Source organism: Candidatus Hinthialibacter antarcticus (assembly GCA_030765645.1).
Classification (GTDB): domain Bacteria; phylum Hinthialibacterota; class Hinthialibacteria; order Hinthialibacterales; family Hinthialibacteraceae; genus Hinthialibacter; species Hinthialibacter antarcticus.
The window spans coordinates 13,910-40,035 of record JAVCCE010000045.1 but is presented as its reverse complement, the minus strand read 5'-3'; the positions used below and the strand labels follow the sequence as shown (position 1 = coordinate 40,035).

General features: G+C 51.4%; 25 protein-coding genes. 12 read left to right on the top strand and 13 right to left on the bottom strand.

The window, feature by feature from the left end; all coding sequences use genetic code 11:
* Positions 1-44 precede the first annotated feature (44 nt).
* From groL to P9L94_10850, 8 genes are all read left to right on the top strand, one after another.
* Positions 45-1,727 carry a chaperonin GroEL gene (groL, locus tag P9L94_10885; GenBank protein MDP8244576.1) on the top strand — a complete coding sequence of 561 codons (1,683 nt, stop codon included), beginning with the start codon at positions 45-47 and terminating at the stop codon, positions 1,725-1,727.
* A gap of 10 nt (positions 1,728-1,737) precedes the next feature.
* Positions 1,738-3,087, top strand: coding sequence for a hypothetical protein (locus P9L94_10880; GenBank protein MDP8244575.1), 1,350 nt, complete (start codon positions 1,738-1,740; stop codon positions 3,085-3,087).
* A 256-nt stretch (positions 3,088-3,343) separates the two neighbouring features.
* Complete coding sequence (locus P9L94_10875) at positions 3,344-4,345, top strand: substrate-binding domain-containing protein (GenBank protein ID MDP8244574.1); 1,002 nt, start codon at positions 3,344-3,346, stop codon at positions 4,343-4,345.
* Entirely contained in the window at positions 4,342-5,343 is a 1,002-nt protein-coding gene (locus tag P9L94_10870) for a substrate-binding domain-containing protein (protein ID MDP8244573.1), read from the top strand. The genes P9L94_10875 and P9L94_10870 overlap by 4 nt, the downstream gene beginning before the upstream one ends.
* Positions 5,344-5,357: 14 nt before the next feature.
* Positions 5,358-6,869, top strand: coding sequence for a sugar ABC transporter ATP-binding protein (locus tag P9L94_10865; GenBank protein MDP8244572.1), 1,512 nt, complete (start codon positions 5,358-5,360; stop codon positions 6,867-6,869).
* Between the two features lie 22 nt (positions 6,870-6,891).
* A complete protein-coding gene (locus P9L94_10860; protein ID MDP8244571.1) occupies positions 6,892-7,962 on the top strand; it encodes an ABC transporter permease in 1,071 nt (356 codons plus the stop codon).
* 2 nt (positions 7,963-7,964) lie between these two features.
* Positions 7,965-8,459, top strand: coding sequence for a hypothetical protein (locus P9L94_10855; GenBank protein ID MDP8244570.1), 495 nt, complete (start codon positions 7,965-7,967; stop codon positions 8,457-8,459).
* Between the two features lie 6 nt (positions 8,460-8,465).
* Positions 8,466-8,837, top strand: a complete 372-nt coding sequence (locus tag P9L94_10850) for a hypothetical protein (GenBank protein ID MDP8244569.1) — start codon at positions 8,466-8,468, stop codon at positions 8,835-8,837.
* Between the two features lie 84 nt (positions 8,838-8,921).
* On the opposite strand, the gene P9L94_10845 is transcribed toward P9L94_10850, so the two are convergent.
* Positions 8,922-9,950 carry a radical SAM protein gene (locus tag P9L94_10845; GenBank protein ID MDP8244568.1) on the bottom strand — a complete coding sequence of 343 codons (1,029 nt, stop codon included), beginning with the start codon at positions 9,948-9,950 and terminating at the stop codon, positions 8,922-8,924.
* Positions 9,951-10,114: 164 nt separating this feature from the next.
* On the opposite strand from P9L94_10845, the gene P9L94_10840 reads away from it, so the two are divergent.
* Both P9L94_10840 and P9L94_10835 read left to right on the top strand, forming a co-directional pair.
* Positions 10,115-10,894: an alpha/beta hydrolase gene (locus P9L94_10840; protein ID MDP8244567.1), complete on the top strand. Its 780-nt coding sequence runs from the start codon at positions 10,115-10,117 to the stop codon at positions 10,892-10,894.
* Between the two features lie 109 nt (positions 10,895-11,003).
* On the top strand, positions 11,004-11,360 hold the full coding sequence (locus tag P9L94_10835) for a hypothetical protein (protein ID MDP8244566.1): 357 nt from the start codon (positions 11,004-11,006) through the stop codon (positions 11,358-11,360).
* Here P9L94_10835 and P9L94_10830 read toward each other — a convergent pair.
* From P9L94_10830 to alr, 8 genes are all read right to left on the bottom strand, one after another.
* A complete protein-coding gene (locus P9L94_10830; GenBank protein ID MDP8244565.1) occupies positions 11,357-12,250 on the bottom strand; it encodes an ABC transporter permease in 894 nt (297 codons plus the stop codon). The genes P9L94_10835 and P9L94_10830 overlap by 4 nt on opposite strands.
* Entirely contained in the window at positions 12,243-13,253 is a 1,011-nt protein-coding gene (locus tag P9L94_10825) for an ABC transporter permease (GenBank protein MDP8244564.1), read from the bottom strand. Before P9L94_10825 ends, P9L94_10830 begins: the two co-directional genes overlap by 8 nt.
* A complete protein-coding gene (locus tag P9L94_10820; protein ID MDP8244563.1) occupies positions 13,250-14,746 on the bottom strand; it encodes an ATP-binding cassette domain-containing protein in 1,497 nt (498 codons plus the stop codon). Before P9L94_10820 ends, P9L94_10825 begins: the two co-directional genes overlap by 4 nt.
* The gene (locus tag P9L94_10815; GenBank protein MDP8244562.1) at positions 14,743-15,798 is read right to left on the bottom strand and encodes a BMP family ABC transporter substrate-binding protein; all 1,056 of its coding nucleotides are present in this window, start codon (positions 15,796-15,798) and stop codon (positions 14,743-14,745) included. The genes P9L94_10820 and P9L94_10815 overlap by 4 nt, the downstream gene beginning before the upstream one ends.
* Positions 15,799-15,812: 14 nt before the next feature.
* On the bottom strand, positions 15,813-17,234 hold the full coding sequence (locus P9L94_10810) for a hypothetical protein (protein ID MDP8244561.1): 1,422 nt from the start codon (positions 17,232-17,234) through the stop codon (positions 15,813-15,815).
* An 11-nt stretch (positions 17,235-17,245) separates the two neighbouring features.
* Positions 17,246-18,742 (bottom strand): Wzz/FepE/Etk N-terminal domain-containing protein, encoded by a 1,497-nt coding sequence (locus tag P9L94_10805; protein MDP8244560.1) that lies wholly within the window; start codon positions 18,740-18,742, stop codon positions 17,246-17,248.
* Between the two features lie 30 nt (positions 18,743-18,772).
* Positions 18,773-18,961 carry a 50S ribosomal protein L28 gene (gene rpmB, locus P9L94_10800; protein ID MDP8244559.1) on the bottom strand — a complete coding sequence of 63 codons (189 nt, stop codon included), beginning with the start codon at positions 18,959-18,961 and terminating at the stop codon, positions 18,773-18,775.
* A 451-nt stretch (positions 18,962-19,412) separates the two neighbouring features.
* Positions 19,413-20,537, bottom strand: coding sequence for an alanine racemase (gene alr / locus P9L94_10795; protein MDP8244558.1), 1,125 nt, complete (start codon positions 20,535-20,537; stop codon positions 19,413-19,415).
* Positions 20,538-20,735: 198 nt separating this feature from the next.
* Between alr and P9L94_10790 the strand changes: the two genes are divergently transcribed.
* On the top strand, positions 20,736-21,908 hold the full coding sequence (locus P9L94_10790; protein MDP8244557.1) for a hypothetical protein: 1,173 nt from the start codon (positions 20,736-20,738) through the stop codon (positions 21,906-21,908).
* Positions 21,909-21,917: 9 nt separating this feature from the next.
* Here the strand turns inward: P9L94_10790 and P9L94_10785 are convergent, their stop codons facing one another.
* From P9L94_10785 to P9L94_10775, 3 genes are all read right to left on the bottom strand, one after another.
* On the bottom strand, positions 21,918-22,445 hold the full coding sequence (locus tag P9L94_10785) for an O-acetyl-ADP-ribose deacetylase (GenBank protein ID MDP8244556.1): 528 nt from the start codon (positions 22,443-22,445) through the stop codon (positions 21,918-21,920).
* A complete protein-coding gene (locus P9L94_10780) occupies positions 22,442-22,735 on the bottom strand; it encodes a BON domain-containing protein (GenBank protein MDP8244555.1) in 294 nt (97 codons plus the stop codon). The genes P9L94_10785 and P9L94_10780 overlap by 4 nt, the downstream gene beginning before the upstream one ends.
* Before the next feature lie 102 nt (positions 22,736-22,837).
* Positions 22,838-24,031, bottom strand: a complete 1,194-nt coding sequence (locus P9L94_10775; GenBank protein MDP8244554.1) for a DegT/DnrJ/EryC1/StrS family aminotransferase — start codon at positions 24,029-24,031, stop codon at positions 22,838-22,840.
* Between the two features lie 270 nt (positions 24,032-24,301).
* Here P9L94_10775 and P9L94_10770 point away from each other — a divergent pair, with 270 nt between their 5' ends.
* On the top strand, positions 24,302-25,183 hold the full coding sequence (locus P9L94_10770; GenBank protein ID MDP8244553.1) for a hypothetical protein: 882 nt from the start codon (positions 24,302-24,304) through the stop codon (positions 25,181-25,183).
* A gap of 101 nt (positions 25,184-25,284) precedes the next feature.
* Here P9L94_10770 and P9L94_10765 read toward each other — a convergent pair whose 3' ends face one another.
* Positions 25,285-26,061: a ThuA domain-containing protein gene (locus P9L94_10765; protein MDP8244552.1), complete on the bottom strand. Its 777-nt coding sequence runs from the start codon at positions 26,059-26,061 to the stop codon at positions 25,285-25,287.
* Positions 26,062-26,126: the final 65 nt, after the last annotated feature.

The window sequence follows — 26,126 nt, the reverse complement described above, 5'->3', positions numbered from 1 at the left end:
GCAATTTATCCAATCAACACATTTTAGCAGTAGGAGATGAGAAGATGGCTTCTAAAGAATTAGTGTTTGATGAAAAAGCGCGGGTCAAAATGCTGCGCGGCATCGAACAACTGGCCAAAGCGGTCAAAGTAACCTTGGGACCGCGCGGCCGCAATGTGGCGATCGACAGATCATTTGGATCGCCGACCGTAACAAAAGACGGCGTGACCGTCGCCAAAGAAATTGAACTGTTAGATCCCGTTGAAAATATCGGCGCCCGTTTGGTTCGCGAAGTGGCTTCCAAAACCAGCGATATCGCCGGTGACGGGACCACCACCGCAACCGTCCTGGCTGAAGCGATTTATCGCCACGGCTTGCGGATGGTCGCAGCGGGCCACGACCCCATGGCGCTCAAACGCGGCATCGACAAAGCCGTCGAAGCCGTCATCGAAAAAGTCTTGTCGATGGCCAAACGCATGAAAGACAAAGACGAAGTCGCCCAGGTCGCGTCAATTTCCGCTAACAACGATTTGTCGATTGGCGAGTTGATTGCGGACGCGATGGAACGCGTCGGGCAAGACGGCGTTATCACGGTCGAAGAAGGCAAAAGCCTCGAAATGCAACTCGACATCGTCGAAGGCATGCAATTCGACCGCGGCTACCTTTCCCCCTACTTGGTGACCGATTCCGAACGCATGGAATGCGTCCTTGAGAACCCCGTGATTCTGCTGTACGAGAAGAAACTCTCCAACATGCACGAATTGCTGCCCATTTTAGAGAACGTCGCCCAATCAGGCCGCCCGCTGTTCATCATCGCCGAAGACGTCGAAGGTGAAGCCTTGGCGACCTTGGTTGTGAACCGCATTCGCGGAACGTTGCAAGCCGCCGCTGTCAAAGCGCCTGGCTTCGGCGACCGCCGCAAAGCTATGTTGATTGATATCGGCATTCTCACCGGCGGCCAGTTAATCGCTGAAGAGTTGGGCCTCAAACTCGATAACGTCACCCTAAATGACTTGGGAACCGCCAAGCGCGTTATCATTGATAAAGATTCAACCACCATCATCGAAGGCGGCGGCAAGAAAGCCGACATCAAAAACCGCATGGACCAACTGCGTCAGATGATCGTCGAAACGACATCTGATTATGATCGCGAAAAATACCAAGAGCGGCTCGCCAAACTCGCGGGCGGCATCGCGGTGATTCGCGTCGGCGCAGCCACCGAAGCGGAAATGAAAGAAAAGAAAGCCCGCGTCGAAGATGCGCTCCACTCCACCCGCGCCGCCATCGAAGAAGGCATCGTGCCCGGCGGCGGCGTTGCGCTGGTACGCGCAGCGGCAGTCATCGACAAAATGAAACTCGAAGGCGACGAAAAAGTCGGCGCTTCGATCTTGAAAAAAGCCTTGATCGGTCCCGCCAAACAAATCGCCGCCAATGCTGGCGTAGACGGCGCCGTAATCATTCAACAAATCGAAAAAGAAAAAGCCAACGTCGGCTACAACGCGCAAACCGGCAAAATGGAAGACCTGATCAAAGCGGGCGTCATTGATCCCGCCAAGGTCACTCGCACCGCGTTGCAAAACGCGTCCAGTATCGCCGGACTGCTGCTCACCACAGAATCAATTGTGTATGAGATTCCCGAACCCGAACCCGCAATGCCTCCTGGCGGCGGCGGGGGCGGAATGCCCGGCGGTATGGGCGGCATGGGCGGCGGAATGCCCGGTATGGGCGGAATGCCTGGAATGATGTAACCTAAACATCATGACCAACAACGCCTCAACGCAAACAGCATCGTTCAACGGCCCGTGGTCATCCACGGGCCGTTTGTTTGACCGCTATCCAATCATCGCGGCGGCGCTCGCATTCGCGTTTTTCTGGCTGCACCGCTCGCAAGTGTTCTCCGGCGACGGCAACCAATTATCGCGCTTTCTCGAAGACGACATCTGGATGGTACAATCGGAACTCTTGTCTCATGCCACCTTGCAGGCAGTCTATCAATTACTCACTCCGCTGGGTTGGAATTCGCTCAGCGTGATGAACCTGATTTCCTGCCTGGCGGGCGCCGCAGCGGTTTGGGCCGTGCTTATTTTCAACCGCGAGTGTTGCGGCTGCGACCCGCTGTGGAGCCTCGCGCTTTTCTTTTCATCGGGATTTTTGATTTTAAGTTGCGGCCACACCGAATACTATACGATGTTCATCGCGACGCTGTTCCTATTCGGCCTGTACGGCGTCCGCTATCTCAATAACCAAGCAAGCAGTACGCAAGCAGGTTTGGCCTATTCGTTGGGTTTGTGGATGCACCTGGGAATTTTATTCGCTGCGCCTGCAGTCTTGCTATTGCCGATTCTCAAAAAACGCATGAGCGATTACAAAGGCCTTGCGATTGGCTTATCGCCTTGTCTCGCCGCCTATCTGTTTCGCGAATTTTCTTTCATGCTTGGGATTGAAATCAAAGGCCTCTCGCCGGATACAAACTTCGTCCCCCTATTCCCCGACCCTACCGGCGTTCGCTTTTATGGGATGTTCGAATGGGGGCATTTGGTTGACATCCTCTACGCGTGGACCATGCGTTCATGGATATTCTGGCCGGTTATCTTGTTGTCCATTACTCTTTTTGGGCGCCAAACAATATTGCGCAAAGACCGCGTATTTCTGTTAGTGAGCGCATTGTGCTTCACTCTGTTGGCTTTAGTCTGGCACCCGAATTTAGGCGTCGAACAAGACTGGGACTTGTTCTCGTTTGAAGCAGCGCCGTGCCTGTTGCTCGTCCTAACGTATTTACCCGATTTCTTAAAAACATCCTTTCGGCGCTGGGCGCTGGCGATCCCCATCGCAGCCTCGTTTCTAATCGTTTATGCCCAGATTGCAGAAGAAGCGCGCTTTGGACGCCGCGCCATGGGCGCCGCGAAGATTGAACTCTCCCAGCCGATTGATTCGTTGATCCGCTTCAACGGCGCCATTAAAGACGCCGACATCCCCGTCATTCGCCAAGGCGGTTATGAAATCCGCATCATCGACCGCACCAACCGCAATGCGTATTTACGCTACGCCGCCGTTGTTTCCGGCGAGACCACCCTCGTCCCCATTAAAATCCAACAAACAACGCCATAACTCCGTCCGAAGCGCTTTTTTTGAGGGCGCCGATGCCGTAGAATGGGCAGTGCGTAGTATGGGAACGCATATTGGATGTAGGCTTTCCCTATTCATTGCCATACTTTTTTTACGCGAAGATGTGCGGTTGCAATTTTTCTGTTCGGGTTATAATCACACAGAAAACGTGATTTTCGCCCTATTGAAACTGAACAGAATTTTGGCAATCCCAACAACCATTCGGGGAGCATTGTCTCACCCCTACGAGGTGATTGAAATGAAGAAATTTTCTGCATCTACCCTTATTCTGTTTGCCAGTATCGCAATAATCGGTTCTATCTTTTTTGCAGCCTGCGGGCCGCAAAGCGCGGACGTACAAAGCGACGGCAAGATAACCATTGCGGTCATCCCAAAGGGGACGGCGCATATTTTCTGGCAATCGGTCTATGCAGGCGCATTGACGGCGGCGAAAGAATTTGACGTGGAAATTTCATGGATGGGCCCGCAATCAGAAACCATGAAAGAACAACAGATTTCCATCGTCGAAGATTTCATCACCAAGCGCGTGGATGGAATGGTGCTGGCGCCGCAAAGCCAGGACGCCTTAGTCCCCGTGGTTGAAAAAGTCGCGCTGGCGAAAATCCCCTGCGCGATTTTTGACTCGGGCATCAATACCGAACAATACTTGACCTTCGTCGCGACGGACAACTACTCGGGCGGCGTGAAGGCGGCGCATGAAATGGCGCGTTTGTTAAACAACAAAGGCACCTGCATCATCGTGCGCGTCGATCCCGGCAGCGAATCCACTAACCAGCGCGAAAAAGGCTTTGAAGATACGCTGGCGGAAAATTATCCCGACATCAAAATCATCGACGCGCAATACGGCTATAGCGACCGCGAAAAATCCCGCGCCGTGACCGAAGACATGCTGACCGCGCATCCCGACGTAGACGCGATCTACGGCCCCAATGAATCCAGCACCTTCGGCGCCTTACTGGCGTTGCAGGCGCGTCAACTGGCGGGCAAAAAAGTGTTCGTGGGTTTTGATTCGTCCGATGAGTTAATTGATGCGTTGCAAAAGAAAGAAATACAGGCGCTGATTTTACAGAACCCGTTTAACATGGGCTATCAGGGCGTTAAAGCCGTTGTTCAGCACCTGAACGGCGAAGAGGTCGATAAGCGCATTGATACCGGCGTTTATCTGATTACGCCCGACAACATGAACGATCCTGACAACAAATTGCTGCTCAAACCGGACCTTTCCATATTGAGTGAATGATGAAGTTTTCTTTTTGGCTACGACATATCTGCGTTTGCGCAACGGCGCTGACTGTGATGCTCACCTATGGCTGTTCAAACCAATTGGGCCAGTCGGATGGACGCAAGGTCATCGCCGTTGTCCCCAAAAGCACCGCGCACGTTTACTGGCAGGCGGTGTATGCGGGCGCATTGACCGCTGCGCAAGAACTCGACGTGGATATTCTTTGGATGGGCCCGCCCGATGAGACGATGAAAGACCAGCAAATTTCCATCGTCGAAGATTTCATCACCTTGCGCGTGGATGGAATTGCGCTGGCGCCGCAGGATTCAAACGCGCTGGTTTCCGTCGTCGAACGCGCCGCCTTGGCGAACATCCCCTGCGTGGTTTTTGACTCCGGCGTCAACAGCGACCAATACGTCTCCTTCATTGCGACCGACAATTACATCGGCGGGGTGAATGCGGCGCACGAAGCCGCCCGGCGGTTGGGCAATCAAGGAACCTGTATCATCATCGGCGCGCAACCCGGCAGTGAATCCAACACCGAACGCGAACGCGGCTTTGAAGAAACCCTCGCCAAAGAATACCCGAATATCCAGATCATCGACAAGCAGATCGGCTACAACGACCGCGAGAAGTCACGCGCCGTGACCGAAGATATGCTGACCGCGCATCCCGACGTTAACGCAATCTTCGGCCCGAACGAACCCAGCATCTACGGCGCTCTGCTCGCAGTGCAAGCGCGCCAAAAAGCCGGGGAAATTATTTTGATTGGTTTTGATGCATCGAGTGAATTGGTCGAAGCGATGAAGAAAGATGAAGTCCATGCGCTGGCGCTGCAAAATCCATTTTTCATGGGGCGCCAATCCGTCATAACTTTAATGGCCCAATTCAACGGTGAAGAAGTCCCAAAACGAATTGACACTGGCGTTACGATAGCAACCAAAGAGAATATGAATGACGATGCGATTCAAGCCTTGCTGGATCCCGACCTTTCCATTCTAAACTCCAATAACTAAAAAGGACGTTCGACATGCCTCCCCTGTTGCAAATGCGCAACATCCATAAAACCTTTGGCGCGACGCGCGCATTGCGCGGCGTTGACCTCGAAGTCGAAGCCGGACAAGTGATGATTCTGGCGGGCGAAAACGGCGCAGGCAAAAGCACGCTGATGAAAGTTCTCACCGGCGTCCATCAACCCGACCAGGGCGAAATTCTCTTTCAAGGCCAGCCCTTTCGAGCCCATCACCCCAAAGAAGCGTTGATGAAGGGCATCGCCATGATCTATCAGGAATTCAACCTGGCGCTGAACCTTCCCGTTCATGCAAACATCTTTCTTGGACATGAATGTAAAAATGCATTCGGCATGGACTTCGCCCGTCAGCGCAGCGAAACCCGCGCCTTGTTTCAGCGCTTCGACATCGACATTGACCCAGACATCCCCGTTGGGCGCCTGGGCGTATCGCAACGGCAAATGGTGGAAATTGCGCGCGCGCTCAGCGTCAAAGCGCCGCTCATCATCATGGATGAACCCACCGCCGCCTTATCAAAAAATGAAACCGTCAAACTCTTTGAGATGATCCGCGCACTACAGCGCGAAGGCGTCGGCGTGATTTATATTTCTCACTACCTGGAAGAATTTAACGAGATCGGCGACGTGGTGTCTGTCATGCGCGACGGTGAAGGCGTTGGTTTACAGCCCATGAGCGAAGCCTCGCCCGAATGGATTATCCAGATGATGGTGGGCCGCAAGATTGAAGACCTCTACCCCAAACATCAACGGACGCCGAGCGGCAACTTGCTCTCGGTTAGCGGCCTTTCCAGCCCCAATGGAACCAACAATGTTTCGCTGGATGTACGCGCGGGAGAAATCGTCGGCGTCGCGGGGCTGGTCGGCGCAGGCCGCACGGAAATGATGCGCGCCCTGTTTGGATTAGACCAACACCAGATGGATGCGTTGACAATCAACGGCGCAGCGGTTTTGAAGGCGAATCCCCGAAGTTTGATGAAATGCGGCGTCGGTCTGCTTTCCGAAGACCGCGCGGGCGAAGGCTTGGCGCAAGACCTCTCCATCGGCGTCAATCTGGCCTTGCCAGCGCCGCAAAAAATCAGCCGCAACGGCATCGTCTCGTTTTCTCAATTGCATGAATTTTCTATCGCGCTGATGAAACAGATGAACGTCAAAGCCGAATCGCCCGAACAGAAGATCAACCAATTATCAGGCGGCAACCAGCAGAAAGTCGCGCTGGCGCGCCTGTTGGGCGCAGACGCTCAAGTATTGTTATTAGATGAACCGACCCGCGGCATCGACGTCGGCTCCAAAGCAGAAATTTATAAAGTTATCGACCAACTCGCCGTCGACGGCAAAGGCCTCGTCATGGTCTCGAGTTACCTGCCCGAACTGCTCGGCATGTGCGACTCGGTGTACGTCATGCACTGCGGCGCCTTAAGCAAGAAATACCCGATCAACCAAATCAACGCCGACAAGATCATGGCGTTAGCGACAGGGCTCAGCGACGAAGCCGCTGCGGCTGCGTGCAATTGAGACGAATCAAGGAGAAAGTATCTTGGCAGCGAACCATACAACGTCCATGCAAAAACCGTCCTCTTCGGGATACAAAAATTATTGTCTGAAAATCCTCAAATCGCTGATCCCGCTGATCGTGATCCTGACCATATTCACGCTGATCGACATTTTTTATGTTTCAGGATTCGCCAACATGAAATTCCTGACGCCGGGCAATGTCTCTCAGGTAATCGGTCAGACCGTCGTTATCGCCATCGGCGCGGTCGGCATGACTTTCATCATCGTCAGCGCCGGCATCGACTTGTCGGTCGGCTCGCTGGTTGCGCTGGCAGGCGTTATGGCGACCTGGACCATCATGGCGATATTGAATGAAGACGGCAGCAACATCGCCATCGCTATGACGGCAGGCCTTTTCGTTGGCATCGCGACCGGGGCGGTCGTAGGGCTCGTCAACGGCAGCGTAATCAATCTGGGCAAACTGCCGCCGTTTATCGTTACTCTCGGCATGATGGAAATCGTGCGCGGCCTGGCCCTGCAATGGGCCAACGGCGTCCCCGTCACCGGTCTGCCCAGTGCGTTCCGCCAACTCAACAACACCGGATTCACGTTCGACACAGGCCGCGAATTGATCATTATTCCCTATTCGCTTTTTGTGTTGATCGCCGTTGGATTCATCGGCACATTCATCTTGCGTAAAACCGTGTTCGGCATGCAAGTTTACGCGGTCGGCTCCAATGAAAACACCGCCCGCTTATGCGGCGTCAACGTCGAGCGGGTCAAATTATACGTCTACATGATCGGCGGATTGACGGCGGGCATCGCGGGCATCCTGCACGCCTCGCGGCTGAATTCCGGTCAGCCCGGCGAAGCCATCGCGATGGAACTGGAAGTCATTGCGGCAGTCGTCATCGGCGGCGGCAGCCTGATGGGCGGCGAGGGGACGGTGCTTGGCGCCGTCATCGGCGCATTTATCATCAAATTTCTGCGCAACGGCTGCAACCTGGTTGGCGTGTCGCCCTACATGCAGCGCATCGTCATCGGCCTGATTATCATCATCGCCGTCTATGTCGACCAGATGAGGCGAAAATCCGCCACCGTGAAAAAGACGTAAAAATGGACATAAACACCATTTATCTGTTCATCACAAACTCTGAACTTGGCGCCGCAGCCAGTATAATTGGTGTTATAATAACAGTATGCGGTTTTATTTGGACGCTCATTTACGCCAAAGCCGCAAAAGACGCTGCGAGAGAAGCAGTCAATGAAATTCAGCAATCCAAGACGATTGTTGATGTTTCGACTGCGATACAGGTACTTGAAGAAGTACGGCGTTTACACAGAGAAAAAGCTTGGTCAATTTTACCAGACCGTTACACGGCGCTAAAGAAAGCGTTGGTAACGGTACAATCAGAAAATCCAGATTTGAGTAAAGAACACAAGGCAGTTTTAACAAAAATTCTTAGACAGATTTCTATTATCGAGGACCAAATTGAACAACTGATAGAGAGCAGTAAAAAACAAGTTGATATTCCTTTATTTAATAGGGTTTTGTCTATAGCGTTGGACAAATTAAATGAGATGCTTACACAATTACCAAAAACAAGGTGAATTTAGATGATACCGGATAAACACATTGAACTTATAAAAAAACTACATGCAAAAACGGTCAATGGCAATCTAGGATGGGAAACAACTGCGAACCCATTTCTTTATATAACTGCGTTTCCTTCTTATGCAATTACAATTGAAGAAAAGCGTAAAACAAAAGAAACAGAACCCGATAATATCGATATAGTTAATGTCTACTTTTATATATTAAAAATATCAGACCATGAGGGAAATGTAATTGATGTTATTGATGAAGAAGAATTAAAAGAATATCAATCTAAATACAAATCATCCTTAAAAGAAATTTTTGATGGAGCAAGAAGAAAAGCACGCGATGTAGAGCATGCGGTTGATGCACTTCTATCGGCACTTGGATAAAAATAGCATATATTCTAGCAATAACAACATGAAAAAAGCCGCTCGATTGAGCGGCTTTTATTTTGCATCGAATTCACGAATTTTCTAATCCAATTTGGCCAGGTGACAATTCGCGCAGGCGGGGATTTCGTCGATCCGGCCGGTTGCGTGAAGTTCGCGCAGTTTTTGATACTCCGGCCCGTTCCAGATTTCCTGAATGGTGCGTCCCTCGATATTGCCCACCGTCAGTTCACGGGCGGAATCAACGCAGCACACGCTCACCACACCGTCGGGGTGCACAAACATGCGCTGCCATAACTGCGGGCAGCAGAATTTTTTGTTGGTCGTCTTCGGCGGCGCAATCTGGTGCAATACCCGCCCTTCTGACGACTGGTTGGTGTGCTCGATATAATCCACATAGGCGACCGCGTCTACAATCGGCTCAAACAGCGCCTTGAATTCCAGCCATTCGTGCTCGTTTTCCTGCATCCTCACCATCGAGACGCGGGTGAACGGCTTCACGGAACCCATTTCGTCCCGCAGTTTCATAAAGCGCTTAATGTTGCGTAGCGTCTTGTCATATTCGGCGTTGATGCGAATTTCGTTGTAATGCTCGCGGTTAGGCGAATCAAACGAGAAGAACAGTTTATCCAGCCCGGACGCGATCAATTTTTTAGAGATACGTTCCGTTAATAGGGTCGCGTTGGTGTTAAACATCACATCGACCAATCCGCGTTCTTTGGCGTAAGTAATCATCTCGACCAGATCGGGATTCATCAACGGTTCGCCAAGGTAATTGAATTTCAGCGAACAGAGTCCCGACGCCGCCCCTTCGTCAATCAAGCGTTTGTAGAGGTCGAGGTCAAAATCATTAACGTCCCAGAAGGCGCCGTCGTTGACCATATCGGTGCGTGGGCACATGGTGCATTTCAGGTTGCAATTCGAGGTCGCTTCAATATCGAGATGAATGGGGACCGGGCCGGTAATATGCTGTTTGGGCCAGTTGTCCCACTTCTCACGATACGCCCAATATTCCGGCGGCATCGCCTGTTCCCAGGCGGACGTGCGCTCGCTGGGCAGTTGGTGGTAATTGTGATCGACTTTGGTTTCGACTTGCGGCGCGGCTGTGCTCATTTGGCTCATTCCTCAAAAACCCAAAAAACAGGGGATTCAGTGGGTGAAAATACCGTCCGTTGCAGTAACATACTTTAATACATTATCGACGAATAGCCGTGAACCTTTATCATCGGTGGGTTCACACTCAGTCAATCACTTAAAAACCGGGAGGAAAGAAAAAAATGAGCCTCGCTTTTTCATCTGCTGGAGACCCAAACAACACCCCCGTTATCCTACTGCATGCTTTTCCTCTGAACCACCAAATGTGGCGCCATCAACTCGAAGGCTTGTCTGAAAGCGCCTATGTATTAGCGCCGGATTTGCCGGGTTTTGGTGAATCTCCATTGAGCGAAACGCCTGGCAGCATGAGTGATTATGTGAAACAAATCATTACATTCATGGGTGAACAGAAAATTGAACAAGCGGTGTTGGGCGGTTGTTCGATGGGCGGGTATATCCTGTTTGAATTTTGGCGAACCATGCCGCGCCGCATCCTAGGGCTTATCTTGTACGATACGCGCGCGGAAGCGGATTCGGGTGAGCAGATAAATAATCGGCTCAAAATGGCTGAGACCGTTCGAAATGAAGGAGTGGGTATGTTGGTCAAAGACATGCCAGAAAAACTATTAGGCAAAACAACCCAAACTAATAATAAAGAGATGGTTAGAGAGATAGAAAATACGATTAAGACAACGCCGCCCGAGGGCGTCGTCCAAGCGCAAGTGGCAATGGCGTCACGCCCGGGTTCGCTGGTCACGCTTGAGTCAATTATTGCCCCGACTCTGATTATCGTTGGTGAAGAAGATATTTTGACGCCGCCATCCGCCGCCGAAACGATGCATCAGAAAATCCCGACTTCCGAATTGGTTCTCATCAAAAAAGCCGGGCATCTGTCTCCTCTCGAACAGCCAGGCCCAGTGAATTTAGCCATGCACAATTTTTTACAATCAACTTGCGCTTAAAATATATAAAAAACATATCGCCAATTGCTGCGATTTGCGATATTGTATGATTATATAGATGGATTGAATCAGATGAATTTGTCATGATTTTCACCGCAAGGGGGAACCGGTGAACACGCAAACCGAACCCGGCAACAAGAAAAACGCAACCATTCTTTCATTGCTATCAGAGGGGCATAGCAGTGAGAAAATATTAGCGGACCACCCCGAATATGATCAGTCGGACATATTTGCTGTTGCCGAAAAAGCGTTGCCATCTCGCGACCGGTTTCGCCCTCTGAATCCGTCTATCGACAACCTTCTCAGCAGCCATCCACGAGCGCTCGCCGTCTGGAGCGAAGACGAAGATTCGCACCTGAAAAAAATGCGGCATGATGGATTCACCATCTTTGAAATTTCGCGAATGCTTAAACGCCCACCCAGCGCCATTTATTCGAGGATGCAAGAATTAGGCGTCATCCATTAGGCTTTACCCAATGCGGCGGGGCCGCGAGCGTCGCTTGTTCTGAACATCAAAACGAACAAGGCAAGCATAAACGGCAAGGCCAACAACGCCCGGGACGGCATCGCGGGATACGCTCCCTGCAAGTTCTCCGCCAACGCTTCCGCAAGTCCAAACCCAAAACAGATCAGCGCTGCTCGCCCGGGCCGCCATCCACTGCATATCAATACAGCCAGCGCAATGAACCCCCTGCCCCCGCTCATCCCCGTTGTGAAATAACTCAGTTCGCCAATCGAAAGTTGCGCGCCGCCAAGTCCCGCCAATGCGCCGCTGATGGTCACAGCAATATATCGGGACTGCGTTACTGAGACGCCCGCCGCCTTTGCGGCAGAAGGCGACTCTCCACAAGCCCGCAATCGTAACCCAAAGCGCGTTTGATAAAATCCGTATATGGTAATTAGAAGAACGACGACAAGAAGCAAATGGAGCGGCGAAACCGCAACGCCAAGATTCCATAATGGCAGTTTTGCGACCTCCGGCGAATTGCCTAACGCATCAAAGACACGCACCAACAGAAAGCCTGTGACGCCAAGCGCAATGATATTAACGCCCATGCCGCTGACAATTTGATTTGCCCGGCCCTGTAAACAAACAACCGCGTGCAAGAGTCCCACTAGCGCCCCGGCAAGCGCCGCGCACAAGAGGCCGCCCCAGGGGCTTCCGCTCAACCAGGAGCCCCACACCGCGAAAAAAGCGCCGGTCAACATCATGCCTTCTAACCCAATATTGATGACGCCGGAGCGTTCGCTATAAGCGCCGCCTAACGACGCCCATAACAGGGGAGCGCTCTTGACCAACCCGGCCATGATTAAAGCAGGCGTCGACAAGATGACAAAACCGACGGCGTCAAACATGGCTTCGCCTCCGCAACAAAAGGGCGATCACAATTACAAGAACACCTTCAACCACGAACACGATTTCTTTTGGCAACCCCAGTTCCAGTTGCAAAGAGCGATCGGCTGAGCGCAACGTCGCCAACGCCAGCGCAGCCGGGACCGTCGCCCAGGGTTCACACAACGCCAGAAAAGCGACCGCGATGCCGTCAAACCCCATCCCGCCGGAAAAGCGAGCATAGAAGGCGTGGGTCATGCCGCTGGTTTCAATGGCGCCCGCCAGCCCGGCGAAACCGCCTCCGATAGCCATCGCGCTCCATTGAATGCGAGAAACGGGCATCCCCGCGCTGCGCGACGCATCAGGGTTTTCTCCCACCGCGCGTAATTGAAACCCGCTGCGAATTCGATGCAGCCAAACGCTGCCTCCAACGGCGACCACGATTGCAATCACAACGCCGCAATGCAACGGAGAAGAAGCGCCCGCCGCCAGCGACGGCAAATGGGCGGAACCAAGCACCAGCGGCGTACGACTGGCGCCGCCTCCCGCATTGAATACGCCAAAGGTAATTTCATTCACGCATTGCAGCGCGATAAAATTCAACATGATGGTTGAAATGACTTCGTGAATTCCACGCCAGGTCCGCAAGCACCCCGCCAAAGCGCCCCAGCAAGCGCCCGCAACGGCACCGATCACAAGACACGCCGTCCAATGCAGCGGCCCAAACATCGACAACGGCAGCCACCCGACAAAGGCCGCCGCCAAACCGCCGAGCAACATCTGGCCTTCCCCGCCGATGTTAAACAACCCCGCCCGATAGGGAACGGCAACCGCGAGTCCCGTCAAAATCAACAACGCCGCTTTGTTTAATACTTGTACGCGCCCCGATGGAGACCCCCATGTGCTGGCGAAAATTGTCTGGACGGTTTGAAAGGGCGAATATCCAGTCAGCCAAAGCAGCAAGGCAAGCAAGCCCGCAACCGCAACGCCAAGCACCCCAAAGCGCAACAAGCGACGCGCGTTCATTGACCGCCTCCCGCCATTGCGCGTCCTAATCTCTCCGCCGTCCATTCGTCGGCATTGTGGATCGACGTCAAACAGCCTTGCGAAATGACGCCGATGCGTTTGCACAGTAAAAACAAATCGGATAATTCAGACGAAAGCAACAATACGCCTGCTCCCTCGCGGCAAGCATGGATGAGCTGCTCATGGACAAAACGCGCAGCGCGAATGTCCAGTCCGCGCGCGGGGTCATGGGCGATTATGACCTTCGGGGATGCAGACAATTCACGCGCCAAGACGAAGCGCTGCTGATGTCCGCCCGAAAGCGTCGCGGGAGTCGCGAACTCAGACGGCGCCCGAACCGAAAACGCTTCCATGCCTTCCCGGGTTTGACGGCGCAATGCAGAAACCGAAAGCCAATGCGAATTCGCTCCTTCGAAGCGTGGGTTGAGCATCCAGTTTTCCCAAAGCGGGCGTTCGTGCAGCAACCCCTCGTGGATTCGGTCTTGGGGAATATACGCCAAGCCGCATCGTCGGCGTTCTAAAATAGAGGAGTGAGTAATTTCATTTTGCCCCAGCCATAGTTCGCCGGAGGCGATTGCTTCCCGACCCAGAATGAGATCGATCCATTGTTTTTGCCCGTTGCCTGAAACCCCGGCCACGCCCAAAATTTCTCCCGCATGAACATCAAACGACAACGGTTCAGCGGGTTTCTTCCGGGGCGACAGGGACTGAACGCGCAAGAGCGGCGCGGCGGTTGGAGGCAGTTCATACGTTTCTTGCGGGAGATGATCGCCGACAATGGCCGCAGCAATTTTGGCTTCATCAAACCCATTGGATATTTGATGCAGCGTTGTTTGACCGTTTCGCAGCACGGTGATTTCATCAGCAATTTGCAGCGCTTCGTTGAGATGGTGCGTGACGAACACCACCGTAGCACCTTGGTCGCGCAGCGTCTTGATGGTTTGCAAGCATCCCACGATTTCGCCCGGCGCCAACGATGCGGTCGGTTCATCGAACAATAGAATGCGCGCGCGCCGCGACAACGCCTTGGCAATTTCAACGCGCTGCTGCACGCCAACCGAAAGGCGCCCGACGCGCTCGTCCCAAGGCAAGTCCAAATCAAATCCTTGCAGCGCGTCTTGCACCGTTTCGCGAAATGCATGTTTCGATAAACGCCACGCGCTCGGCTCCCGCCCCAGCATCAAATTTTCCAAAACGGTAAACGCCGGGACCAACGAAAAATGCTGCTGCACATACGCAACGCCGCGACGCATTGCCTCCGCTGGCCGCAACCGTTCGACCCGCTCGCCAAAAAGGCGGATCGTTCCTCCGTCAGGTTGCTGCAACCCAAAGAGAACCGACAACAGCGTGCTTTTGCCCGCGCCGTTCTCCCCTAATATTGCATGAATGCGCCCGGGGTGAAATTCGAGCGAGACGTGATCGAGCGCAGTGACTGCGCCAAAATTTTTATGGATGGAATCCAATTGAACGCTGGGTGAGACGGCCTCGCTCATGGCGATTCCAATAACTCCACCGGGGGAATAAACGCTTCGAGGTCATCATAAACGGCGGGCGGTTTGATTTTTCCATCCGTGATCAACGCCTTCGCGCGGTCTAAAACGACCAGGGCTTGCGAAGGGACGCCATCCCGCGTGTGCTTCATCTCCGTGAGTGAAACATACCCTTCCTTCAACCCGACTTGATACACGCCCGGCTCAAACTTGTCGTCATAGGCAGCAATGGTTTTGTCGGACACAACTCGATCCATCCGTTTGAGAACGCTAGTCAAAATGCGCCCCGGCAAGAGGTCGTCCTGGTCGATATCCACGCCGATGACGTAAGTCCCCTGGGGCGATTCTTTCACGGCTTCGATGACGCCCAACCCGCTATTACCAGCGAGTTGAAAAATAATATCAGCGCCTTGGCTCATCAGTGACTTGGCCAACGACTTGCCTTTGACGGGGTCGTTAAAACTTCCGATGACGGTTGTGAGCGTTTTAATCTCGCGGCCCTGCAAACGGGCGCCCGTGACCACACCAGCGCGGTATCCAGCGGCGAAGCGTTGTACCGGCGGAATGTCCATGCCCGGCGCAACGCCGACCACACCGCTTTGGGTCATGTACGACGCCAACAGCCCCGCCAAAAATCCGCCGTCTTGCGCATGAAAGGCATAACTGGCGATGTTCGGGCCTTCGACTTGTCCGTCAATAAAAAGGAAGTGAGTGTCTGGGTGATAATCCGCAACTTGCTTGATGGCGTCCGCAATAAGAAACCCCAAACCAATGACGATATCGCCGCGTTCGGCGGCTAGATTCAGGTTATCAACATAGTCGGTTTGCTCACGCGATTCGATGACGTGCACTTCCAACTCGACCCCGCGTTCCAACAACCGTTGCTGCGCATCCTGACACCCCGCCCAGCCCGAATCATTGAACCCTTTATCGCCCAGCCCGCCCACGTCAGTCACCAAAATTGCGGTAAACGGACGCGCGCCCGAATCAATGCTGGATTGCGGCGAACACGCCAGCATCAAAACGCCGAGACAAAAAAGAACAATTGGTTTCATACGCGAGTTCACATTCATATCGTTTGAGACAAGCGCTTCGTTTTCCATTCCCAAATCAGCAAAGCATAAAACGGGCAATATTCCAGTGCGCGAATCCACACGGGTTGCTGGCTGGGCGTTGGGATAAAGAAGGCGTAATACACAAAACAAGCGGCGGTCAAATACAGCCACGACGCACGGGGATAAAAGCATAAAAACGGGACTGTCCAGGCGAGATACCAGGGGTTGCATACCGGGCTGCAAATCAAAAGCAGCGCGATGATAGAAAATGCGTCGTAGACCGTAGCCTGCAAATCAAACGCGGGGCGCCGCCAGGCGCGTAGAGAGATCAACGCCCATCCCGCCAACCAAATGTATCCCGCCAATATTTTCGCAACCAAGAACGCGTCCAGCCGAAACGATACGCCGCTGAATCGCGCCAACACCACGCCGTCTCCCCAAGCGGGAACACCCAGCATCACGCCACCCCATTCGAATAGCGCAACCAGACTGCTGTTGGCTTCCCAACGATGTAAGAACGCCGACCATCCGCGCAGCCCGTTGTCGCCGGTCTGTATAAACAGGCCAACGAGTATTGCAAACACGACCGCAAAAACCGTCCATTGCGGCCAACGCCATTTTTTGAGAAACAGCGGAAATACAAACAGGGGAAAAATTTTTGTCTGCACCGCACAAGCCAACACCGCTGCGGCGCCGTTTGTGCGCTTCGCTTTCATCAATGCAAAGACGGCGAACAATCCACATAACGCAATCACATCGAAATGAGTGGTGTTGATATATTCTTTCAAGATTAACGGCGACCAAGCGTAAAACACAACACGAGACGGGTCCAATCGAAAGGCCCCCAACAAGTAGACGATGCTTGCCATCAAGAGAGCGTCGAACCCCAGCGCGATGATTCGCCACACAAAGATCGAACCCGGCGCCGCGAATGACGTTGCGCCGAACAGCAATTGCGTGAAGGGTGGGTAGATCGTGTTCAAGTCAGCGTTGTTCACGTTGCGAAGTACATCCACCATGTCAGGATGGGCGCGTAATTCCTCACGCAACAATAATAGGTCGGGCGCAAGCTCGTTTTGCTCATTTGCATCCAAGGCGCTGATGACTTGATTGGGTGAAAATTGATAGGGATTGATTCCCTGCGAAACGACGAAGCCATCCCACAAATAGCGATACGCGTCGGTTTCGTAAATCGGCAGGCTGGGCGCCAGCGCGACGCGGGCCGCAAGCGCCCAAAAGACAATCACGCGCCACGAAGCGCCTTGTTTCAAGACATGCCAACACGCGCAAAAATACGCGCCGGACATTACAAACAAAATCGAGAGGATGAAAGCAACTTCAAAGGCAAGTGCGCTGGGGTCGATCCAATGCGACGCCCACGACAACAAAGCGGAGCCTAAAAACAAGACGGCGCCGCACCCATGCAATCGGCGCATGGTCAACGGACTTACGCCTGTGTTTCAGATTCGGGCCGGACCACTTCAGCCCAGATGTCTTGCAGAAACGCCCAGCCGCATGAAAGCAACAGCCCGACTAACAGGCCGCAAGCCGTCATCATGGTGCGTTTGGGGAACACCCGCTTGTCGGGTTTGATGGCAGGGTTATAACTGATATCGGAATAGCGTCCGTCTTTATTCTGCTCAAGCAGGTTGGCTTCGCCCAGGTACGGCTCCAACACTTCGATTGCCGTGCGGGCGCGTTCCAATTGAATATGCTGCAAACGCAATTTTGTCTCGTACGTCCGAATCTGGCTCAGCGTTTTATCGAGCGCAGACGATGTCGATTTGATTTCAGACTGCAACGCCGCCAACCGGTCTTGCGCAGTCGCGAGTTGCATAGAGAGTTCGTCGCTGGCGCCGCGCTCTATTTGTTTTTTGAGAAATGAAATTTCCGCCTTGAGTTCCTGTGACTGAGGCAAAAGCGCCTTTTCATATTCAGCGGTAATGTTGAATTGAATCGAGTCCCATTCCTGGCTCTCTTCGGTCATAAACGGGCGGTCCGATTCTTCCAGATCAAATTCTTCTTTGCTTTGTTTCACGCGTTTATACACCGGCGCCACGCCTTTTAGCAAAATCCATTTTGAAGCGGCGTCTGCATAAAGCGTTTCCAGGTCGGCTTCCTGCTGGGCGTTTTTCCAATCGGTTTCAATCGTCCCTAAGTCTTTTTCTTTGGAGACGGCGCGTTCGCGAAACATATCAATCTGCCGCATGACAATGCTGCGCACCGTGCGCTCAGAGCGGTATTGGAACAGCAACATCCAAAGGTTCGTCAACATACGGGCGCGCTCGCCAGTGTCATACTCAGCCGACACGCGAATCACCGGCGAGTAAATCGTTTCGAGATTGGTCTCTTTGACGATCGACACGCTTGCGAACAACATCTTGCGCAGATCAAAAATGGTGAGGTCTTGGAGTTCGTCCGCATCCAGTCCGCCCAGCGCTTCGAGATCGTCCGCGCCGAGTTGGCTCAATGAATAGATATAGATGTCGTATTCGGGGTTATCGCTGTCATCTTCTGGAATCAGCAATTCCGTCAGTAATGTCGTGTTGGTATTTTGAATCAGCTGATAGGGGGTCAAGCGCAAGGCTTTGTCTTGAATGTTTGGATTGGCCTTCAAGCGGTCGAGTTCAGGCGGGGTAATTAACGTACGCACCGCTTCACTGCCCCAACGCAAGGTGCGCTGGACTTCATCGAGTTGCCCGTCCGACAGCATAATGGATTGGTACGTCAAAACGTCGAATGGATTAGAAACCAGACTGAGCGTCTCTTTGTATTTCGGTGGAGAAACAATCGCAATGGTTTCCGCGCGCCATGTTTGAGGCCAAAGCAAAGCCGCGATGGCTGCAATGACGGCTGCGGCGATGGTTCCCAACACAATCATCCTGCGCTTCCGATAGAGAACGCGCAGGATAGATATCAGGTCGTATGTCAGGGTCTCGGCCATGGCCCGCCTGGAATGAAACCGGGTTATAAATTAGGCAGCAATTGTCTTGCCGGAGCGGATGCAACGGGTGCATGATAAAACCCGCTTGGTTCCATTTGCCGAGCGAAGCGTCACTCGCTGCAAATTGGGATTAAAACGGCGTTTGGTTTTATTGTTTGCGTGACTTACATTGTTGCCGGAGGCAGTGCTCTTGCCGCAAAAATGACATTCGCGGGACATGGTCTCTCTCCTCGGATTGTATCAATCGCGTAATTAAGGTCTTAGGTCTTAATGCCAAGTTGTGAATTGTAGACTCAAATCTCGAAAATCAAAGAGCTTTATAGTTGTTTTAAGAAAGATGTTCTGATTGAACTTCCAAATCAGAACGAACCGCTGAGCGCTTCACGTACGCTGACCCACTGCTTTTTGAGCGCCCCGAAACCCATCACCTCACCGCAAGAATATCTACACGAAAAGATAACAAATATATCTAGACAAAAAAAGGGATCGACCCTCGGAACAGAAGTTCCTTTGCGCGATCCCAAAGGTTGGAAGCCCATAATTCTATATTACGTCGATATACCTGAAAGTCAAGACTAAATCCAATTATTTGAAAAAAACTGCAACGGAGTAAGCCAAATCAACAACAATACAGACAATAATTTAGCAATATTCTTTATCAATTCTATTATCATCCTGAAACATAGTGGCGCCATTTTCCATTACAACGACCGATTAAGCAGACAATTTCGTAATCAATTGTGCTTGCATGTTTGCCCAATTCTGAAGCGGAAATCGTTTCATTTCCTTGCCTTCCCATCAAAACCACTTCCTCTCCTTCTTGAATTTCAGGAGCATCGCTGACGTCAACCGTAATCAAATTCATCGAAATGCGCCCCACCACGGGAAACCGTTTCCCCCGAATTAAAACATGAGTGCGATTAGAAAAGTCGCGCAAATACCCGTCCGCATACCCGGTCGGCAGCAGCGCAATGCGTCCATCCCCCGGCATTTTATAGGTCATGCCATAGCCGATACTCGCGCCTTTCGGGACTTCCCGCACCAGAACAACTTTCGTTTCCCACTGCATGACAGGCTGGAGCTCATGGGGAACCTCCATACTCAGGTCAGGCTTCAGGCCGTAACTGACAATCCCTGCGCGCGCCATCTGCAAATGCGCGTCAGGAAAACGCAGCAACGCCGCGCTATTGGAAGCGTGTAGAATGATGTCGCCGGGCAGTTGGCGTTTGAATGCCTCGACGTCGTTAAGAAACCCTTGAAGTTGCAATTTCGTAATCGACCGGTCCTCTTCGTCCGCACAAGGAAAGTGAGTCATTACGCCCTTGATCTTGATTCCCGGAAGTGCAAGCAAGGCGTCCAAATCGCTTTGTTGGCGAGACGCATACATGCCCATGCGCCCAATGCCCGCGTCGAGCTGAACATGAACGCCAATCGGCTGTTTTCTCGCCGCGCCAATGGCTGAATATATTTGCGCGTTCTGCAATGATCCGGCAATTTCTTCAACGCCCCACTGCGCGGCTTCTTCGGCTTCCTCTTTCAGCGCAGGACGAAGACGCAATATGGGCAACGGAATCCCCAACTCGCGGATGAGTTTGGCTTCCCAATTATCGACGATGCCCAGAGAGTCGGCGCCAGCCTGCACTGCGGCGGGAGCAATCTGTTCGAGACCATGACCATACGCATCGGCTTTAACGACCGCGCACAGTTTTGATTGCGCCCCCAAACAGTTCGTTAAATATCGTATATTGGATTGATACGCTCGAAGATTAACGACAACCCGTGTATGATGGTGCACTAGAACAATCGCCTGTATAAAAATGGGTCGAATTTAAATAGACTGGTTCGTCGTAATACCGAATAATGAAAATTGTTTCCGCCATACGAACACAAATCAATGGGCGGCGCGACAAAACGTCAATCGAACCATAAAGGATAAACCATGGCTCATTGCACCGATGCATTTGGTAAAAGTTGGACACACATGATCTATTTGATGTTCCAGCCCTTTCGGTTGGAATATTGGCTCAAAGGCGCACTCTTAGTTTTTTTTGCCCAGGGTTATCAAGGCCCGAAACCAAATTTCACCCCGTGGCTGCAAGAAAACATGCAATCCGGCGATTTTTATGCAACCCTGCTTCAACAATTACCGCTCATCATAGCAGGCGGCCTTTTGCTGTTAGTCTTGGGTACTGTGTATATGTTTATCGGTTCCTGCATATCATTTATGTTGATGGACGGCGTCAAACAAGGCGTCTTTCATTTACGCCAATCATTTAAAAATAATATTTCATCCATCATTTCGCTTTTTCTGTGGAACCTGATCGCAGGAATCACGATAGTCCTCTGCGTTGTTCTGGTCGGCGGGGTGGTCGCAGCGCCTTTCATCTTTATAAGCCAGGGCAGTTCGAGCACCGCCCTAATGGTCATTATGGTTTTGTTGTTATTGCTGGTGTGTTTAATAGTATTTGTTGCTTTCGTCATCTATTCCGCCATGTTGGCAGGACTAGTCGTTCCTCAAATGTTAGTCGAAAAGAAAGGCATCTTTGCAGCATGGTCTACAGCAATTGGACTTGTACTTTCCAATTTGATGGAATTTTTAGGATATATTGTGATTCAGGTAGGTTTAGCATTGGTCTTTGGTTTTGTTGTATTTGTCTTCTACATGTTATTTAGCATGTTTGCACTCGCCATTGTTGCGGCGATGGGAGGTATAGAAAATTTCCCCGAAACAATGACCACCCTACAAAATTCAGGCTTGATGATGCCTCTCGGCGCTTTTGTCGCCCTGTTCATGCTTCCAGTTCCGGTTTTGCTTCAATCCTATACGCTTCACTTTGTCGCAGCCTTAACCGGCAATGAATCCTATAGCCCGAGCGGACGCCAAGCGCCTTCGCCTCAAACCCCTCCAGCGCCGACCGAATCGTCAACTCCACCGTCGTCTCCAACGCCTCAATCGTCTCCAACGCCGCCAAGCCCTAGCGGAACTTCTGATCCGCAACCGCCAATGAACGGCCCGGTGAATTTTTCGGACATTCCGACTCAGTCGGCAAATACCACCAGCCCAAGCGAAACAACAACCTCGCCTAGTATGGATAATATAACGCTTGAGCCGCCGCAATCCGGCAACACAGATCAACCGCTTGAGAACGACGGACGGAAAGAATAATCGAGAAAACTAAATCGCGTTGAGCGCGGCTTGATAGGCGCTCAACGTATGGTCGTCAAATAAAACAAAGCGTACCAGTTTGACATCATCATTTTGGTTCAAGAAACCAATGACAGTGGATATCGCAATGTTCGCAGCGTCCGCAACCGGGTAGCGGTAAGCGCCCGTGCTAATCGAAGGAAACGCGATGGATTCAATCTTGCGCTCAGATGCGATTTGCAAACATCTACGGTAACACGACGCAAGCAGTTCCGCCTCGCCGTCGTTCCCGCCATGATAGACCGGACCAACAGTATGGATTACATAGTGTGCTTTGAGGTTGCCGCCTGTGGTGATTTTGGCGTCGCCCGTCTTACATCCACCCAGAGTTTTGCACTCGTCAAGAATGGCGGAGCCGCCAGCCCGGTGGATAGCGCCGTCAACGCCGCCTCCGCCCAATAAGGACGAATTTGCAGCGTTGACGATCACAGTAATGTTTTGTTGGGTAATGTCTCCCTGAACGAGATCAATCTCGCTCAAGTTGACTTGCCGCCTCATGGAATAATCAAAAAGCTCTTAACGCCTTTGACGCCTTCCGTCGACTGCGCAATTCCCATCGCTTGTTGCTTGGAGGCATCGCTGTCCACTTTACCGTCAAGCGTGACTTCGCTCTTGGTTACGAAAATATCAATGGCAAACGGTCCCTCAGGTCCAGACGGAGCTTCGAGTTGTCCTTTAATGCTAGTGGCGATATCCGCATCCGCTAATTTACCGCCGCTTGCACAACCCATCGTCGCCAGGCATACGAGGCCTGCCAACGCCCACATTGTAAGAAGGCTTTTATTCATTGTTTCCTCCATGCTCCTTTTCGGAACAAAATGTTTGGATAAGCATATCATAAAGAACATCGGCCTGGCTGGCAAGGCGAAAAATACTCAAATGAAAAGAAGTTACGCAGTTAATCGCGCTAAAACGGCTTTTGCGTTCGTTTGAATGCGTTCAATCGCCTCACAAACGACGGCGGCCTCTTGTTCGCGCATATCTGAGTACAGCGGCGGCGAGATCGCCCGCGTGGCTAAATAGACCGTGTTAGGCAACCGCTCGGCTGGATCAAAGTCGACGAATTGTTGATAAACTTTCATCTGGTGCAATACCGGAGCGTAGTACATACGCGAGCCGATTCCCTCTGCGTCGAGAGCCTTGGCGAGTTGTTGGGCGTTCAAACCAAATTCACCGGGTTCAAGAATCAAAGTGAAATCTTTATACGATGAACGGTCATATTCTGCAATTTGCTGGAACGCCACGCCTGGCAATGCGCCCAACCGCTCACGATAATACCCAACGATCTTGTTTCTCGTATGAACCGCGCCCTCAAGCATTTTGAGTGAATGCAACCCTAAGATCGCGTGAAATTCGCTCATCCGGGCATTCATCCCAGGAAACAAGCAATCATAGTCGCCCGGGTTGCCGTAATTTCGGCCTATGCGTAAATGATAGGCAATCTCTTCGTCATTCGTCGCGACGACGCCGCCTTCTCCCGCAACAACCAGTTTGGTGGGCGAAAGGCTAAAAATTTCCGCGCGGCCATTGCCGCCCAGCGGCTTACCATGATGCAGAGAACCCAGACCATGCGCAGAATCATATAAGACCTGAAGACTATGTTTTTCAGCAATGGTTTGGATTTCTTCAATTGGAGCCGGTGCGCCAAATTGATGGACTCCAATCACGAGTTCACAATCATCTGTGATTGATTCTTCAAGATTTTTTGGATCTAGATTAAGGGTTTTAGGGTCTATGTCGATAAACTTTAAATGATGATGGTTCCAAAGCGATGCTAAGCCAGAGGCCATAAACGTAAAACTGGGAACAAGTACCGTCGCTTCTTTGGGGAGACTCAGCGCTTGATAGGCAAGCATTAACCCCGACGTGCAACTCGAGACGCACACGGCGTACTTAACGCCAAGACGATCAGCAACGGCTTCGGCGAATTGCTCCGCATAGGGGCCGGTGGTCACCATGCCGCTGGAAAAAATTGACCGATATTGTCCAGCAACATCGTCATAAGAAGGAAGCAAAGGTCGAGCAAAGGGTAATGCTGGTGAGGCGGCGCAGCGGCCTCCTAAGATCGCAGGAGTCAAATTCATGTATATTTCACCAAATTAGAGTTATAATGTATGATCGGTGCCTTACGATGAAGGATTAAGCAAGTAAATTCAAGTTGATAAAAAAGCGTATTTAAATAAATGATTTAAATGTTGACAACTCGGGTAGAATGATTGTAAGATTTCATTCACGCACTTGTAAAAAAATGCTATAATATTAAAGAAATATTCTTTTTTTCTGTTTTTCTTTAGGATTTGAGGGGATTATTTGAGCTAAACTTTTACGCTCATTATTTTAAGGATTACTCCACAATGCAGAAGAAAACGAACACAAAATACAATGTCAGCCAGGAGGAAATTCAAGAGCGCCTCAAGCGCATGCAGTCCGCCAAAGAACTGGAGCGGACAAAGCATGATATGGAGACGGGCAGAACGACGACAAAGCAGTCTCCCTCCAGCATCGCCATAGAAAACTTGATGGGCGTTGGCGAAAGCGAAGATTCCATCTATGAAGAATGCCGCAAAGACTTATATGATTTAATCAATAAATTAGGTAACTTTGTGCTTGGTCCTGAAAAAGCGGACCAACTCTTTCCCAAAGATAAGATTGCGAACATTGTGAATATTCTTCGCAAATCCCGCATGGAGTTAGAAGCGCGCTCTGTGATGGATATCTTTAAAGACCGCGTCAAATTTCTTAATAACGGCAAACTGCCCACCATCAAAGAAAAGCAAGGAATGTTTGGCAAGACAGTTTCACGAGCGATGAAACTCGAAGAAATCGCAGCCAAATTTAATGTTGAAAATCGTCTGCCGCCTGATGATGTTGGCAAACTCGGAGAAAAAGGCACCAAAGAAGGGCTAATGGCGCACCTTCAAAAAATACTATTCGCAAACGATGACATATTTGACCCGACCAAAGCAGGCCCGCGAAAAGCCATTGCGCACTTCTTAGACGCCTCTGGCATTATTGATCTTCGCTCAAAGGACCCAGACCAGAAATTTTTCAACGCGGTTTTATTGACCCCTGATAGCATGCAACCAGTCAATAAGGCCGACAAAGAACGCTTGGTGAAACTTCGCGCCGTGTTAAAGAAAGCCAATAAGTGGTTTGACGAGTATGTAAAAAAAGCCGAGCAACAAACCAAACAGGCCGAAAAAGCCGAAGAAGAAAAAACCGCAGCAGCCGGATAATTCATTCGGATCATCAATGTTTTACACGGATTCAAAAATATAAAATGGGCGGTCAATTGACCGCCCATTTTTCGTGCTGAATCTTATCAATGAATCTTAGACTATTTCTTCGCTGTCCATTTAATCGCTTTAATAATCATTTTTTGGAAATCGGGATTCTCCCAAACATCCTGACGGTGGCCTAACGCCGAATGGAACACGCGGCCTTTGCCAAAATCTTCCACCCAGCCATGAGGGTACAGACCCGCTTCTTTGTAGTAGTCTTCATCCATCTGCGAACCGTCGAGCAACATGATGGGCGTAAAATCTTCTTGCAGGTTTTTGTAGCAATACCATTCTTCAAACAGTTTCCATTTTTCAGGCAAATGAGAGGTGATGGGGTGTTTTTTGACGGTCAATACGCCGTCTTGTTGTTTGCCGTGCGTCATGAATTGCCCGCCGATCATTTCCAGGTAGGGCTTCCAGCCGTGGAATGTATCTGACGCGGTGTGCGTTCCAACCAAAGCGCCGCCTGCCGCGACCCATTCGATTAAGGCTTGGCGTCCCGCTTCGGAAGTGGGGATGCTGCCGTCGTTTCCGGCTTTGGTAATGTCGCCCGTGGTATAAAGCATGACCACGTCAAACAGCGGCAAGGTCTCTTTGCTGATGAGTCCGCCGTCTTTGGTGGGGAGAACGCGGATGCCTTCTTCCGCCCCCAGTTTGACCATGAGTTTTTCAACAAAACCAAGGTCGCCGTTTTCCCGTTTAATGACAGCGTGCTCAAACCCTGCTGAGCTGGTTAAAAACAAGACGTTGATTGGCCCGTCTTGCGCGGGGACGCTAAACCCAAATGCACAAACAAATGCAGCAGCAAGCGCGATACTCAAGATGCGTTTCATTGATTTGGCTCCTATCGAATACAAGATGATGACGGGCAAATTGATACCCTGCCTACGATCATACC

What these genes read in the sequence shown, in the direction of transcription:
- P9L94_10845 (MDP8244568.1), bottom strand. Translation starts at nt 9,950, where the DNA reads ATGAGCACAGCCGCGCCGCAAGTCGAAACCAAAGTCGATCACAATTAC.
- P9L94_10880 (MDP8244575.1), top strand. Translation starts at nt 1,738, where the DNA reads ATGACCAACAACGCCTCAACGCAAACAGCATCGTTCAACGGCCCGTGG.
- P9L94_10790 (MDP8244557.1), top strand. Translation starts at nt 20,736, where the DNA reads ATGTTCCAGCCCTTTCGGTTGGAATATTGGCTCAAAGGCGCACTCTTA.
- P9L94_10840 (MDP8244567.1), top strand. Translation starts at nt 10,115, where the DNA reads ATGAGCCTCGCTTTTTCATCTGCTGGAGACCCAAACAACACCCCCGTT.
- P9L94_10865 (MDP8244572.1), top strand. Translation starts at nt 5,358, where the DNA reads ATGCCTCCCCTGTTGCAAATGCGCAACATCCATAAAACCTTTGGCGCG.
- P9L94_10855 (MDP8244570.1), top strand. Translation starts at nt 7,965, where the DNA reads ATGGACATAAACACCATTTATCTGTTCATCACAAACTCTGAACTTGGC.
- P9L94_10810 (MDP8244561.1), bottom strand. Translation starts at nt 17,234, where the DNA reads ATGCGCCGATTGCATGGGTGCGGCGCCGTCTTGTTTTTAGGCTCCGCT.
- P9L94_10820 (MDP8244563.1), bottom strand. Translation starts at nt 14,746, where the DNA reads ATGAGCGAGGCCGTCTCACCCAGCGTTCAATTGGATTCCATCCATAAA.
- rpmB (MDP8244559.1), bottom strand. Translation starts at nt 18,961, where the DNA reads ATGTCCCGCGAATGTCATTTTTGCGGCAAGAGCACTGCCTCCGGCAAC.
- P9L94_10870 (MDP8244573.1), top strand. Translation starts at nt 4,342, where the DNA reads ATGATGAAGTTTTCTTTTTGGCTACGACATATCTGCGTTTGCGCAACG.
- groL (MDP8244576.1), top strand. Translation starts at nt 45, where the DNA reads ATGGCTTCTAAAGAATTAGTGTTTGATGAAAAAGCGCGGGTCAAAATG.
- P9L94_10815 (MDP8244562.1), bottom strand. Translation starts at nt 15,798, where the DNA reads ATGAAACCAATTGTTCTTTTTTGTCTCGGCGTTTTGATGCTGGCGTGT.
- P9L94_10780 (MDP8244555.1), bottom strand. Translation starts at nt 22,735, where the DNA reads ATGAATAAAAGCCTTCTTACAATGTGGGCGTTGGCAGGCCTCGTATGC.
- P9L94_10775 (MDP8244554.1), bottom strand. Translation starts at nt 24,031, where the DNA reads ATGAATTTGACTCCTGCGATCTTAGGAGGCCGCTGCGCCGCCTCACCA.
- P9L94_10770 (MDP8244553.1), top strand. Translation starts at nt 24,302, where the DNA reads ATGCAGAAGAAAACGAACACAAAATACAATGTCAGCCAGGAGGAAATT.
- P9L94_10830 (MDP8244565.1), bottom strand. Translation starts at nt 12,250, where the DNA reads ATGTTTGACGCCGTCGGTTTTGTCATCTTGTCGACGCCTGCTTTAATC.
- P9L94_10825 (MDP8244564.1), bottom strand. Translation starts at nt 13,253, where the DNA reads ATGAACGCGCGTCGCTTGTTGCGCTTTGGGGTGCTTGGCGTTGCGGTT.
- P9L94_10875 (MDP8244574.1), top strand. Translation starts at nt 3,344, where the DNA reads ATGAAGAAATTTTCTGCATCTACCCTTATTCTGTTTGCCAGTATCGCA.
- P9L94_10805 (MDP8244560.1), bottom strand. Translation starts at nt 18,742, where the DNA reads ATGGCCGAGACCCTGACATACGACCTGATATCTATCCTGCGCGTTCTC.
- P9L94_10785 (MDP8244556.1), bottom strand. Translation starts at nt 22,445, where the DNA reads ATGAGGCGGCAAGTCAACTTGAGCGAGATTGATCTCGTTCAGGGAGAC.
- P9L94_10765 (MDP8244552.1), bottom strand. Translation starts at nt 26,061, where the DNA reads ATGAAACGCATCTTGAGTATCGCGCTTGCTGCTGCATTTGTTTGTGCA.
- P9L94_10850 (MDP8244569.1), top strand. Translation starts at nt 8,466, where the DNA reads ATGATACCGGATAAACACATTGAACTTATAAAAAAACTACATGCAAAA.